This is a genomic window from Sorangium sp. So ce281, assembly GCF_051527395.1.
Taxonomy (GTDB): domain Bacteria; phylum Myxococcota_A; class Polyangia; order Polyangiales; family Polyangiaceae; genus Sorangium; species Sorangium cellulosum_B.
Map to the genome: position 1 here is coordinate 6,060,676 of NZ_CP150322.1, position 13,178 is coordinate 6,073,853.

At 68.1% G+C, this 13,178-nt stretch carries 10 protein-coding genes; 2 read left to right on the forward strand and 8 right to left on the reverse strand.

Going from position 1 to position 13,178, the window contains the following annotated elements; translation table 11 throughout:
• Positions 1-7: 7 nt before the first annotated feature.
• Entirely contained in the window at positions 8-1,696 is a 1,689-nt protein-coding gene (locus WMF27_RS22935) for a DUF1592 domain-containing protein (protein ID WP_437766760.1), read from the reverse strand.
• Between the two features lie 1,260 nt (positions 1,697-2,956).
• On the opposite strand from WMF27_RS22935, the gene WMF27_RS22940 reads away from it, so the two are divergent.
• Entirely contained in the window at positions 2,957-3,997 is a 1,041-nt protein-coding gene (locus WMF27_RS22940; protein WP_437766759.1) for a Gfo/Idh/MocA family protein, read from the forward strand.
• 260 nt (positions 3,998-4,257) lie between these two features.
• Here the strand turns inward: WMF27_RS22940 and WMF27_RS22945 are convergent, their stop codons facing one another.
• The 7 genes from WMF27_RS22945 to WMF27_RS22975 all read right to left on the reverse strand — a co-directional run bounded on the left by WMF27_RS22945 (position 4,258) and on the right by WMF27_RS22975 (position 12,271).
• Positions 4,258-5,439 carry a family 16 glycosylhydrolase gene (locus WMF27_RS22945; RefSeq protein WP_437766758.1) on the reverse strand — a complete coding sequence of 394 codons (1,182 nt, stop codon included), beginning with the start codon at positions 5,437-5,439 and terminating at the stop codon, positions 4,258-4,260.
• Positions 5,440-5,469: 30 nt separating this feature from the next.
• Positions 5,470-7,227 (reverse strand): glycoside hydrolase family 43 protein, encoded by a 1,758-nt coding sequence (locus WMF27_RS22950; protein ID WP_437766757.1) that lies wholly within the window; start codon positions 7,225-7,227, stop codon positions 5,470-5,472.
• Between the two features lie 239 nt (positions 7,228-7,466).
• A complete protein-coding gene (locus WMF27_RS22955) occupies positions 7,467-7,697 on the reverse strand; it encodes a hypothetical protein (RefSeq protein ID WP_437766756.1) in 231 nt (76 codons plus the stop codon).
• A complete protein-coding gene (locus WMF27_RS22960) occupies positions 7,694-8,917 on the reverse strand; it encodes an endo-1,4-beta-xylanase (RefSeq protein ID WP_437766755.1) in 1,224 nt (407 codons plus the stop codon). The genes WMF27_RS22955 and WMF27_RS22960 overlap by 4 nt, the downstream gene beginning before the upstream one ends.
• A gap of 101 nt (positions 8,918-9,018) precedes the next feature.
• A complete protein-coding gene (locus tag WMF27_RS22965; protein ID WP_437766754.1) occupies positions 9,019-9,366 on the reverse strand; it encodes a hypothetical protein in 348 nt (115 codons plus the stop codon).
• Positions 9,367-9,934: 568 nt separating this feature from the next.
• Positions 9,935-11,074 (reverse strand): hypothetical protein, encoded by a 1,140-nt coding sequence (locus WMF27_RS22970; protein WP_437944502.1) that lies wholly within the window; start codon positions 11,072-11,074, stop codon positions 9,935-9,937.
• Between the two features lie 1,062 nt (positions 11,075-12,136).
• A complete protein-coding gene (locus WMF27_RS22975; RefSeq protein ID WP_437766752.1) occupies positions 12,137-12,271 on the reverse strand; it encodes a hypothetical protein in 135 nt (44 codons plus the stop codon).
• Between the two features lie 46 nt (positions 12,272-12,317).
• On the opposite strand from WMF27_RS22975, the gene WMF27_RS22980 reads away from it, so the two are divergent.
• On the forward strand, positions 12,318-13,103 hold the full coding sequence (locus tag WMF27_RS22980) for an alpha/beta hydrolase family esterase (RefSeq protein ID WP_437766751.1): 786 nt from the start codon (positions 12,318-12,320) through the stop codon (positions 13,101-13,103).
• The last annotated feature ends 75 nt before the right edge of the window (positions 13,104-13,178 follow it).

The following is a 13,178-nucleotide window of genomic DNA, read 5'->3' on the forward strand; positions in this document are numbered from 1 at the left end:
CCTGCGATCAGGGTTGGGGGGCGACGGACGAGAACGCGTCGTTGGTCACGACGTCGAGGACCAGCTCGCGCAGCTGGTACCCCGACCCTTCGAACGAGGCGGTCAGCGCGTTCAGCACGCGCTTGTCCACCTTTCTCTCCTCGTGCCCCGCTGCGTACATGTAGTACTTGCGGACGAGGCACTCCGCGACCGAGGCGTCCGCGCTGAGGGTCATACCGAGCGCGCGCGCGTCGGCGACCGGCACCCCGTCGAACTCGCCGCTCGGGTCGATCGGCAGGCCGTGGTCGGTCGTGCGGAAGCGGCCAATCGCGTCGAAGCTCTCGAGCGGCAGGCCCAGCGGGTCCATGAACGAGTGGCAGCCGGCGCAGGCGGGCTCGGTCCGGTGGATCTCGAGGCGCTGACGCTTCGTCAGGGGCTTGTCCGCGGGCGGCTCCGGCAGCTCGAGGGCGACGTTGCCGGGGGGCGGCGGGATGGGCGTGCACATGAGGGCGTCGCGCATGAACTTGCCGCGCAAGGTGGGAGAGCCCTCCTTCTGGTTCGCGAACTGCGAGAGGAAGCCCGCTTTGCTGAGGATCCCGACGCGCGGGCCGTCCGCGGGCAGCGAGCGGACCTCGAAGGCGCCCGCGCCGAGGCCGGCCGTGTCGAGACCGTAGACCTGGGCGAGCTCGCTATTGACGACGACCTTCGTGGTCGAGAACAGGTCGAGCGCGCTCGCGCGATCGTCGAACGCGAGGACCTCCCAGGTGCCTCGCATGTCGCGGACCATCGCCGCTTGCAGCGCGGGGCTGTACTCCGGAAAGAGCGCCGCGTCTTTTGCCTGCGTGCTGATCCGATCGAGCCGCATGTACTCCTCGGCGAAGGCGCCGACCGCCTCGCGCCCGGCAGGCGCCTCGAGCAGCCGTGTCGCCGCCGCGCGGATCCCCTCCACCGTTCCGAGCGCCCCGCTCGCGGCCTCGTCGAGCAACTCCTGGTCCGGCAGGCTGTTCCACAAAAGGAACGCGAGCCGGGACGCCGTCTCGTAGCCCGTCAAGCGGAGCGAGCCGTCGGCGCTCGGAGCGCCGAGCTCCGGGCGATACAGGAAGTTCGGAGACGTGAAGAGGGCCACCGTCGCCCAGCGGGCCCCCTCGACGGCGCTCTCGAGCTCGGCCGCGGCCTTCGCGGCGACGGCCGCCAGCCGGTCGACCTCGGCGGCCTCGAGCGGGCGCCGCCACGCACGGCGCCCCTGCGCCTCGATGAAGCCGCGCACGCAAGCGTCGTCCTCCGCGCCGCTGGGCGCGCAGCCGATGAACCGGTCTCGCCTCGCGGGATCCGCGAACACCGCGTCGACGGCCCCCTCGATCGCCGCGTGGTACTGCTCGACGCCTCGCTCCGAGGTCACGACGGTCGCGGCGCCGATGACCGCAAAGTTCCCGTTCCAGCTGTCGGCGTCGAGCTGATGGATATCGACCTCGACGCCCAGCATGTCGCGCACGGCGTTGCGGAACTGCGTCCTCGTCAGGCGGCGCAGCATCCCGGCCGCGGGTTGGAACGCCGGCGGGTCCGAGCCGGCCGGCGGTTCATCCCCCCCGGCAGAGGATGCCCCAGGGCCCTCCGTCGTGTCACCCAGCGCGCCCGTGCACGCGGCCGCGAACGCGAGCGCGCAAACGGCGGCGACTTCTCTCGAGAAACGGAGCTCGTGCCATGACGGCTTCTTCATCTTGCTCTCCGATAATGCAAGGGGGGTGACGACGCGCGGGAACCCACAACTCGCGACCATGCCTCAGAGCAGGCGCTCGCATCACGGAGCCCATCTCGCCCGGCGTGATGGAACCTGGAGCACCAGAGACCGGACCGGGCCGGTGTGATGACACTGCTGCGTCCGAGAGGGGGTGAGCATAGCCCGCCGCAACATAGGTCACGCCGCCCCCGAAGCTGCCATCCGGCCGCTTCGCCGGACTCCCAAGAAAATTCCAGTGAACAGCGCCCAGGGTTCACGACAGCCGTCGAATCAGCAAGGCTTGTCATGGCCTCTGGTGAATCACCTCTGGCGAGACACCAAGCACCCTCGATCGGCAATCGCTTCAGCGACGGCCGAGCGAACGGAATCAGCACCGGGACCGATCAAGAAGACGAAGATCTCGGCGCGCAGGATGCCCCACCGAGGGCAAAGTAAAAGGACGCCCCTGACCGCAATGTGAACGATCACATTGCGGGAGTCAACGCCAATCGACCGGCGCGCGGGCCCCCTCGATCCCGAGCCCGAGGAGGACGCTGGCGGGGTCCTCCTGCGCCGCGCGCGTCCTGGTCGAGGGCAAGCCGGTACAGCGCAAGAGCACCCTCCGGGCTCGCCGGGACCTACGATCTCGCACAAGCCAAGCTCGTGTGACAGCCCACGCGGGCGCCACGGACGGCCGCCGCCATGCGTCGCCGGCCTCCGCCACGCGTCGATTGCGGCCGAGGATGGCTGCGCACCGGTCAATTTTGATTGACCCTCACCATGTGAACGATCACAATCCGGCTTCGAGCTGCGATCATGCGGCTGAGCTTGCCCCTTCCCTGATCAGGAGACATCGGATGTGGATGAGCGTGAAGCTGATGGTTGCCGTGATGATGAGCATCGGCACTGGCTTTGCCTTCGGGTTTGCGGGCGGCTTTGCGGGCGCAGCATGGGCCGCGGGCGGGACGGCGGACGTCCCCGCACCGGTCGCCGCAGTGAAGGATTTCAGCTGCGGCGACAAAGGACAGAGAGCCTGTCCGAGACAGGGTCTGAGTCGAGGCGGCTCTGTACAAGGTGGAGTGCGAGGCGAGGCGCCGTGACGACGCCTTCTGAGGCGCCGCGCCCTGCTCTCGCCCTCTCCGCTCCTCGCGGAGGGCGGGCGCTCTCCCTCCAGCCCCTGGCCTGACCCGTCGGGTCGATTCACGTCGAGCGTTCTCAGACGCGCCGTCGGCCACCAGCGTCGCGCGCTGCAAGGTGCCCATGTCCACATCCGCGCAAGATCCGAAGTCGAGCGAATCCATCACCCCCGTGCGCTGGGGTGTCCTCGGGGCGAGCAACTTCGCGTTGAAGGTCAGCCTGCCCAGCATGAGGCGGGGGCCCCTGACCCAGATCGCCGCGCTGGCATCGCGCGAGATCGACAAGGCGCGCGCCGCCGCGGGGGCGCTCGGGATCCCGAAGGCGTACGGAAGCTACGATGAGCTGCTCGACGACCCGGAGATCGAGGCCGTCTACATCCCGCTGCCCAACCACCTGCACGTGAAGTGGTCGGCGCGCGCGGCCCGCGCCGGCAAGCACGTCCTGTGCGAGAAGCCGATCGCGCTCAACGCCAAGGACGCCGCGGCGCTGGTCGACGTCCAGCACGAGACGGGCAAGCGGATCGCCGAAGCGTTCATGGTCCGCTATCACCCGCAGTGGCAGCAGGCCAGAGACTGGGTGCGAAGCGGCCGGATCGGCGAGCTGGTCAGCGTCCAGGCGGCGTTCTCGTATTTCAACCGCGACGCGACCAACATCCGCAACAGGGAACAGGTCGGGGGCGGCGCGCTCTACGACATCGGCTGCTACGCGGTGAACACCTCGCGCCTGCTGTTCGGACGCGAGCCCGTGCGGGCGATGGTGCTCGTCGAGCGCGATCCCGAGTTCGGCACCGATCGATTGACCTCGGGCCTGCTCGATTACGGCGGCGCGCACCTGACGTTCACGTGCAGCACGCAGGCGGTGGCCTACCAGCGCGTGAACGCGCTCGGCACCAAGGGCCGCATCGAGATCGAGATCCCGTTCAACGCCCCCGCCGACCAGCCGTGCAAGATCTTCCTCGATGACGGCTCGACGCTGAACTGCAGCTCGGCCAAGGTCACCTCGTTCCCGGTCGTCGACCAGTACCACCTGCAGAGCGAGGCGTTCTCGCGCGCCATTCGCACGGGCGGCCCGGTCGAGAATTCGATCGACGTCGCGGTCGGCAACATGCGGGTCATCGACGCGCTGTTCCGTTCCGCCGAGAGCAGGCGCTGGGAGAAGATCTAGAGCGGTTCCCACCCGCCCCTGGTACGAGCGTCGCAGAGCGGCGGTCACCCGCACAGGAGACGGGTCCAGATCGGCGTTTTCGGCGCGGAAGCGCACTCCGGTGCGCTGAGCACCGAAAGCGTCGAGATGGGCCCGTATCCGAAGCGGGTGACCGCCGCTCTAGTTCCGCGCGCTAGAGGTCCGGCGCCCGGTGCCGTCGCGGCCGCGGCGGCGAGGGCGCCCTCCCCCGCCCCGTGGCGCCTTCGAGCATCCTGACGAGGTCAGCCGCGGGGCCGGCGCCGCCGCATCGCCAGGGCGGAAAGCCCCATGGCGAGCGCCGCGGCCCACGAGCTCCCCGTGGTGCTGGCTCCGGCGACGACGCACCCGCAACCCCCGTCGGAGGGCTCCTCGTCCGGCGTGGTTCCGACGCCCCCACCTCCCTCGCCCGACGCGTCGCCGCTGCCGGAGGAGCTGGCGGCGGTCCCTGCCGCGCCCACGCCGTTGCCGGAGGAGCTGGCCGCCGTCGCCGCCCCGCCCTCGCCGCTGCCGGAGGAGCTGGCCACCGTCGCCGCCCCGCCCTCGCCGCTGCCGGAGGAGCTGGCCGCCGTCTCCGCCCCGCCCGCGCCGCTGCCGGAGGAGCTGGCCGCCGTCGTCGCCCCGACCGCGCCGGCGCCCGACCCGGTGTCCTCATCGCGGGGCACATTTCCGTTGAACCCGGTCTGCCCCTCCCGTGTCAGCGACAGCACCAGCGTGCCGTCCTTCACCGTCACGTTCTGCGGGTCGAAGTCCACGCGGTTCCCGTCGAACGTCCAGTCCGCTTTGCCCCATCGCGCGCTGTCCAGGGAGTTGAAGTCGTCCTGCCACGCGAGCTCGAAGGCCCCGTTGTTGTAGCGATAGTACTTGATCCAGTTGACGTACTGGTGCTGCGGGAGGACGGAATCGTCGAACGGTCCGACCCAATCGGTCGCATCCGAGGACCACGTGTTGAAGCGGAAAGACTGGGGATTCTTCAGGGCGGTCACCTGCGCCCCCGTCGTCCTCTTGATCTCTCGCCCGTCGATGCTCCAGGCCACGTAGTCCGGCGTCCACTCCAGCGCGTAGGTGTGATAGCCGTCCGCGAGGGAGAAGCCCGCGTCGTGCTTCCCCTCCGACGTCGTCCTCGTGCCCGTCCCGGTGATGATGTTGGACTGCCAGATCCGGGCGTTGTCCTTCCCGAAGACCTCGATGTCGATCTCCTCCCAGAACGCGCCGGACATCTCGGAGCCGTCCTTGTAGGTGAAGAAGGTCGACAGGATGCCGCTCCCGCGCGCCATGCGCATGCGCATCTCCATGCGACCGTGAAGATAGCCCTGGGCCGAGTAAAGCTCTGCGCCCTTGTACGGCTTCGCTGCCGCGGTCGAGCTGACCGCCAGCGCCAGCGAGGCAGTGGCGAGCATCAGACCTGCGCGGACTCTCGTGAACATGATCAAACCTCCAATGATTGCACCAGACCGTCAATTCGTGGCGGATCCGCTCCGCCTGGCTCCTCGGGCACGACGCCGCCGCGCGGCGACCGCGCCGAGCGCGATCAAGGCGGCGAGCGCGCCCGCGGGGGAGCTGGGCCTCGATTGGGCCCGGAAGGCGCACCCGCCCTCGTCGCCGCTGGCGCCACTGGCGCCGCCAGCGGGGGTACCGCCAGCGCCGCCCGTGCCGCTCCCCGCCGTCGCCCCGCTGCCCGCCGTTGCGCCGCTGCCGGTCGTCGCTGCGCGGCTGCTGCTGCTCGCCCCCTCGCCCGACCCGCCGCTGCCCGCCGCTCCCCCTTCACCCACGTCCGGAGCGCCCCCCGCGCCAGCGCCCCCCGCGCCGGTCGGATCCGGGGCGTCGAGCGGAGTGAACTTCCACCAGTTGACATTGAGCAGGAAACCGCTCCCACCGGTGAACTTCAGGTACAGATCGTGTATCCCTGTCGCACCGTCGACCGCGCAGGACGTGGTGGCCCAGGTCTGCCAGCCGCCGGTCCCCTGAACCATGCAGGTTCCCACCAGCGTGCCCGTCGCGCTGTCGAGGCGCAGCTCGATGCTGCCGCCGCTGGTCGCCGAGGCCACTCTCGCGTCGAAGGACACCGCGCCGGTGCCAAAATCGACGCCCTTCACCTTGATGTAGTCCCCGTTCTCGATCGACCCGACGTTCATTCCCCCCTCCCCGCACGCCTCGGTCTCGACCCCGGATCCCCAGGCGATGGTCTCGGCCTCCGTCATGACATACGGATTCAGGTTGCCGACGCCAGGCGGGCCCTCCTTGGTCATCTTGATCGTCGGGAATGTACCGTCGGCGTTGAACGTGAACCGCTCGACGGCCGTCGAGCGGTGATAACCTCCGCCGCCCGGCAAGGCGCCGTTGTGATAGAAGAAGTAGGAGCTCCCCTTGAAGTCGATGACGCCCGCGTGATTGGTGAAGCTGCTGCCCTCCGTGGGCATGATGACCCCCCGGTACGTCCACGGACCGGTGGGCTTGCTGCTCGTCGAGTAGGCGATGTATTCGGAGATAGGCCCCCCCGCGTACACCAGGTAGTACAGCCCATCGCGCTTGTAGAGCCACGGGCCTTCTTCGTACTTGGTCTTGTGGCGACCATCGTCATTCCCGGTGCGCTGTCCGAAGCTCTCCGCCGTCATGGGCACGCGCACGACGTCTCCCTGGTAGGAGATCATGTCCTGGTTCAGCTTCACGTAGCACACGCTCGGGTTTCCCCAGTACAGATAAGCCTGGCCGTCGTCGTCGATGAACGGCGTCGGATCGATGTCTCCGCAATCGGCCGTGATCAACGGCTCTCCCAGGGCGTCTTTGAACGGACCGGTGGGGCTGTCCGACACGGCGACGCCGATGGTCATCCTGTTCAGCGAGCGGCTCGTGACAGGAACGTAATAGTAGAATTTCCCGTTCCTGGGGATGGCCTGGCCTGCCCACGCGTCGCCCTTTGCCCAGCTGAAATCGCTGAATTTCAGCGGTGACCCGTGATCCGTCCAGTTCACCATATCCTTGGAGGAATACACCCTCCATTCGTTCATCGTGAACCAGTCCGTGGCGCTGTCCTCGTCATGCCCGGTATAGAGGTATACCGTGTCATCGTGGACCATGGGCGCAGGATCGGGTGTATAAATGGTCTGTACGACGGGGTTGTCTGCCAGGGAGACCGACGGAAACGCGGTCACGCCACAGAGCAACAACGCCGCCCCGAGGAGCTCACGCTGGAAGGATACCGTGCTGGTCGACATTCTTGAATCCTTGCTGCTCTCCTGAGGCTCGGTCAGGTATTGTCCACGTCGCGGGTCGCTCGGCTCATGGCGCTCCGGCGCCTCTCGCTGGGGTGGTTCGTCGTGAAGACAGCCCGCTGGGCGAGCTGGCGGACATCGCCTTTTGCGGAAGGTGGGCATCGGCGGCGGACTACGTTCGAGCTCCCCGGCCCGGCGACGCTCCGGTGAAGCGGGCCGAGCGCCACCGCTCGACCCTCAGCTCAGATCTGCGTGAAGAAACCCCAGACCTCGCGAGGATCCCAGGTCGTCGGCTGGCCGTTGTCCTTCGGCGAGGGGGAGTGATCCCCGTCGAACGCACACCAGCGCGTGGGCTGCCCGCTCGAGCAGCCCGTGTACGAAACGCCGCTGTGCGCGCCGCTGCCCTTGGCCGGCGCGGGCGGACCTTGCGCCGCCCAGCCGTTGACCTTCAGCGCGAGCGCGACATCAATCACTGGCGATCCAGGAAGTCCATCAGCCACTGCATGGCCGGCCGCATCCTGCCGTCGTCATACTGGATGCCGGTGTTGTCCCGCCAGGTGGTGCCGACGATGTAGCCCCACAAGGTGATGCCCTGGACCGAGGGGTGGTTCCAGTACATCGTGAACTGCTCCTCCATGATCTGCTTCTGCCTGTTGTCGTTCGCCTCGCCGATGTCGTACTCGGTGATGTAAACAGGCTTGCCCAGCGAGGCGAGCTGGTCAACGAAGCCCTTGACCGTGTTGGTGTTGATCTTGTACGCGTCGTGCGCCTGCGCGCCGATGGCGTCGACCGGGGCGCCCGCCGCGATCACCGCCCGCGCGATCTTCATGAAGTTGTTGTGGTCGTTCTGGTACTCGATGTTGTTGTAGTCGTTGAGGATCAGCTTCGCGTTCGGGCAGAACTCGCGGGCCCACTTGAAGGAGTTGACGATCCAGTCCCAGCCGCTGGCGCCGTCGCCGCCGATGCCGTTCTTGTAAGAGGGCGTGGTGTGGGGCGGCGGCTCGTTGACCACGTCGATGTACTTCGTATTGGGGTAGCGCTCGCAGAACGACTTCATCCAATCCCGCACGGCCGCCTGCTGGTCCGGCCCGGAGAGGCTCCCGACCCAGCTGGGCTGCTGGGAGCCCCACACGAAGACGTGGTGCTTGAAGATGATGTTGTTGTCCTGCGCGTACTTGTAGATCCTGTCGAGCTTGCTCCAGTCCTTGTTCCCGCGGCTCTTCTCGACCTCGCCCCACTTGCCCTCGTTCTCGGGCGTGATCTGGTTCCAGTACTTCGCGAAGCCGTCGCGCACGGCGCCGCGCGTCGTGATGTTTCCGACGAACTTCCCCGTGGGCTCGGCGCCGCCGGCTCCGGCGGACGTGGTGCTCGTGGACGTGCTGCTCGCGGACGTGCTGCTCGTGGCGTCCGACCCGCCGCCGCCCTCGTTCGATCCGCCGCTGCTGGCGCTGGTCGTGCCCGCGCCGGTCGTGCCGGCGCTCGTCGTGCCGGCGCTCGTCGTGCCCGCGCCGGTCGTGCCCGCGCCGGTCGTGCCGGCGCTCGTCGTGCCGGCGCCCGTCGTGGCGCTGCCGGCTCCCCCCGAGCCACCGGTGCCATCGCTGTCGCCCCCATCGCCGCATGCGGCGAGAGTCGCGACCCCGAGCGCGATCCACGTCGTACGGCGCAGCCATCGAGAAGAACGGTTCTTGTTCATGTTGGATTTCCGCAAGTTGAGCGATTGAAGATCGCGATGCTTTGAGCGGCGAGCCGACAGGCGGCGGCTCGACCTCCGAAACGTGTGGATTCTTTGCTTCTTCAGGCGATGATCGTGTCGACGAGCCCGCCTTCGAGGCTCTCGTCGCCGAGGTCGTCGAGCGGCCCTCCCTGGCTGTTGGTGCATCCGACCACCGCGTCGCTCGTGTGGAGCAGCTCGTTGTCGGTGATCTTGACGTCGACGAGCTGGCCGGTCTTCAGGTAGCCCGCGGCGCCGCCGGCGAGGACGTAGGGGACCTCCCGGAACCCATGGTGCTCGTCGGCGCTGTCATCGTGGGCGCCCAGAGAGCCCGTGCACCCCGCGAGCAAGAGCGCCGCAGCGCAGCGCGGCGCGCCCAGCGCCCGCTCCCAGCGTGGCAGGAGGATCATCGAAATAGACGGTGGGGTCATCGTCTCTCTCTCCTGGTGAAGCGCTGGCGACCGGGCGACCAGTTCAGCGTGGCTCTCAACGCGACGACCATCCAACAGAAGCCGTGGTGTTCACTCCGTCATCGAGCGCGGCGTCGATCTTGCCGGTTGCATGGGCCCCGCAGCCGTTCAACACTGGACGATTCAACCACGACCAGAATCCGTGAGCTCGCGCACCAACGCGATCACGAGGGATCGCGCGGTCTCGAGGGGGGCCCGACGGCCAGCAGGGCGCCGCTCCGCCGCCCGCGGCGCGCACCACCGAGCGAACGGTGCCGGTGCCGGCATCCATCGAAGGACGAAGGTCTCGGTCCGCATGACGACCCACCCAAGAGGAAGAAGAAGGATATCGCTCCGGGGCAATGTGAACGATCACAAGATCGATGTCAAACCCAATCGACCCGCCCGCATGGTTCCTCCGGCCCGAGCGAGGACGCTGGCATGGCCGTGGGACCGTGAGGACTGGAACTTTCCGCCATCGACACGCATGCTGACAGCGCCGTTGCGTGCGCCGAGCGAGTGTGAAGGCGCGCGACGAGCGCGGAGGCCGTCAGCGGTCGAAGAAGCCGAAGACGTCGGGCAGGACGAGCGGAACCATGCCCGCATGGTCCGCATCGACTTCCTTGTATGTGATCGTGTAGCCGCCAGCCATCATCCAGTCGCACAGCGCCCGGCTGCCCGTCAGGGAAGGCGTGCCGCGGGTACCTTCCGTCACGAAGATGGGCATGCCGAGCAGCCGGCCCCATGGGTAGCCCGACTCCTGGACGAAGGGGCCGGACATGGGCGCCAGAGCCGCCCAGTAGTCGGCGTATTTGCCGCCGATGTACCAGGTGCCGCCGCTCCCCATCGAGTGTCCGGTGAGGAACATCGCGCTGCGATCGATGGGGTACTCGTGCAGCACCAGCTCCAGGACGTTGATGACGTCCTTCTCGCTGAGCTCCTGGTCGCGTTCTCGCTCGGGCGTACGCATGGCCAGGAGCTTCTCCGCCTCCTCGGGTTGCCCGAACACGGCCGGCAGCCGCAGGAAGTTGCCGTAGGCGCCTTGATAGCCGAGCGGCGAGACCAGGAGCACGCCATGCTGGTCGGCCAGATTCACCATCTGCTTGTTGTTCTGGTCCAGGTACGAGCTCTCGTCGTTCGAAGCGCCGTGCAAGAACATGACGAGGGGCAGCTTCGACGTGCCGTCCCAGCCATTCGGGACGCAGACGCGGTAAGGGACGTCGGCGCCCGCTTCTGGAAAGCGATACGTCCTGCGCTGGTCGCCTTTGGCGCGCCACTGCGGAGAGCTGGGATCGGCGATGGACTCGGCGAGCGCCCGCGCCTCGAGCACCTGGGTGCGCGGATCGAGCGTGGTCCCGAACGAGATGGTCACCGGCTCGAATTCGCCTGAACCGCCCGCCCCGCCCGCCCCGTCCGCCCCTGCGGCGCCGCCTTCGCCGCCGCCCGCCGTCGTCCCGCCGCTGGGCGCTTCGCCGCCCGTGCCGGCGCCCGCTTGACCTCCCGCGCTGGCCGAGGCGCCTCCAGGAGAGCCCCCGCCGGGGCCGCTGGAAGCGGCGCCCGGCGCGCCGGCGCCGCCCCCACCTTGGCTGCTGGAGCCGGCGCCGCTGCCGGCATCATCGCTCCCGCAAGCGGCGAGCGACAGCGCGCAGCCGATGCAGGCCAGTGACGAAAGGAATCGACGTGTCGTCATGCTCACTCCAGGGACGAGATCAGCCCGTTCGGGGCGCGCTGCAGAGCGATCGTGGTTCTCCGAGGCCTCCTGGCGCGCGACTCGATGGCTCGTTCACGGTTCGCAGAAAAATGCACTGACACCAACCAGGTTCACGTCACGAGCCAGCAGCTGGCGCCCGCAGCGTCCGGCGGCCCCCAGCGCGGTGCGTTGAGCCGTTCCACTGGACCACCGATTCGCGCATCGCGGCTCGTGTGCCTGCGCAAATACGATGTCAACAGCAGGCCCCCCGAGGGCGCACGGTGAACGATCACATTCAGGGCGTCAAACAAAATTGACCAGCCCCGGCTCTCCTCGATCCCGAGTGTTCTGGCCGGCTTCGAGCCAGTCGCGAGACCCGGTGAGATGCCCCACCGTCCGATGCTCCGGATCGGGGACATGGCGGCTCACGACCGCCTCACCGCCGTGCTGGTCGACGGCGACCACCGCGTTCGAATCGACCGGCCCCCTCTCGATACAGCGCCCACCGGTTGGTCGGAGATGACGTGGCGGAGGACGTCCGCCGCCGACGCTTCTGTTGCGCTGCGGGGCGACTGTTACGATGCCATTGGCGCCCTCGTTGTATGAGGCGCTCCACTGGCCCGCGGCCCGGTGCCCCGCTTGACGCGCCGCTTCGTTGGAGGCGCCACGCCAGCCCCGTCCTCCCTCGGGCCCGAGGAACTCCGCGGTTTTGTCGACAGGAGTTGACATCGACGATGTGAACGATCACAATGAATACCTTGCCGCGAGCGCGGCGAGTGAAAATCCAGCGAGGCGGCCTGTTTACATCAAAGTCGCACAAGCTCGCTGAATCCCAGCTCAGCCGTCGCACTCGGATCCTTCAATCAACTGGAAACGACCTCACGCTGCGGGCGCGCCTCGTGGAACGCCGCCGGTGAGGGAAAAATCGCGCCTGGGTATTCGAATGACGAACCAACCTACACTCGTTCGAGCCACATTGTTCGCGGCGCTGGCCGGCTCTTTCGCTCTCTCGGCTTGCGGAGGTGGCGTCGATGACGGCGCGACCTCGTCCGGTGACGATCCTCACGCCGGGGCGGGCGGGGCCGCCGTGTCAGGCAGCAGCGCCAGCACCACGACCAGCAGCGCCACGACCAGCGGCGGCGCCACGACCGGCGACAGCAGCGCGTCCGCGGGCGGAGCGGGCGGTGAGGGGGGCACGAGCGGAAGCGGCGGTTCGCCGGGGGCGGGCGGAGCGGGCGGATCGATGGGAGGCAAGGTCCCCCCGGAGCCGAGCACGGGTTGCGGCAAGGCCAATCCGCAGACGGGCAGCGCGCAGAGCCCGCTCACCGTATCGGGTCACCAGTACTACGTGAAGCTGCCGACCAACTACGACGCCAGCAAGCCGTACCCGGTGATGATCATGTTCAACCCGACGGGCAACCCGATCAGCTGGGCAGAGCAGAACGCGGGCTTCGAGGCGACCGGCCCCAAGGAAGCCTGGATCCGCGTCTACCCTCACCCGGCCAACTCCAGCTCGGGCTGGGGGGCGAACGACGTCTCCTTCTTTCAGCCGTTCTACGATCAGATCACGGGCAACCTCTGCATCGACAAGGCTCGCGTGTTCGCGGCGGGCGAGAGCTCGGGCGGCGACTTCTCGAGCATCCTCGGCTGCGAGCACGCGGACAAGCTGCGCGCGATCGGCCCGTGCGCCACCAAGAACGTACAGCAGTACCCGCTCAACGCCGGCACCCGAAAGTGTACCGGGCAGGTCACGGCGGTCGTCATTCACGGAAAGCGCGACTCTGTGGTCGGGACGGACAACGGCCCGAAGACGCGCGACTTCTATACCGCGCTGAACCACTGCGAGGCGAGCACGACGCCGGTCGACGGGTACACGGACGATCTCTCGAACTGCGTCCTGGCTCAGGGCTGCGACGAGGACTATCCGGTCTATTGGTGCCAGCACGGAGACCCGAACTACAGCAACACCAATCATGGTTGGCCCGCGTTCGCGCCCAAGTTCCTCTGGAGCCTGTTCTCGACCTATTGAGAGACATGATTGGCCCGGCGGCGCTCGGTGCATGACGCCTGCGTCAACCGGCCGAAGGGGGGCGTGGCGAACGAC

Excerpts from the sequence above, each read along its gene's own strand:
- WMF27_RS22935 (WP_437766760.1), bottom strand. The coding sequence starts at position 1,696 with ATGAAGAAGCCGTCATGGCACGAGCTCCGTTTCTCGAGAGAAGTCGCC.
- WMF27_RS22940 (WP_437766759.1), top strand. The coding sequence starts at position 2,957 with ATGTCCACATCCGCGCAAGATCCGAAGTCGAGCGAATCCATCACCCCC.
- WMF27_RS22945 (WP_437766758.1), bottom strand. The coding sequence starts at position 5,439 with ATGTTCACGAGAGTCCGCGCAGGTCTGATGCTCGCCACTGCCTCGCTG.
- WMF27_RS22950 (WP_437766757.1), bottom strand. The coding sequence starts at position 7,227 with ATGTCGACCAGCACGGTATCCTTCCAGCGTGAGCTCCTCGGGGCGGCG.
- WMF27_RS22960 (WP_437766755.1), bottom strand. The coding sequence starts at position 8,917 with ATGAACAAGAACCGTTCTTCTCGATGGCTGCGCCGTACGACGTGGATC.
- WMF27_RS22965 (WP_437766754.1), bottom strand. The coding sequence starts at position 9,366 with ATGACCCCACCGTCTATTTCGATGATCCTCCTGCCACGCTGGGAGCGG.
- WMF27_RS22970 (WP_437944502.1), bottom strand. The coding sequence starts at position 11,074 with ATGACGACACGTCGATTCCTTTCGTCACTGGCCTGCATCGGCTGCGCG.
- WMF27_RS22980 (WP_437766751.1), top strand. The coding sequence starts at position 12,318 with ATGGGAGGCAAGGTCCCCCCGGAGCCGAGCACGGGTTGCGGCAAGGCC.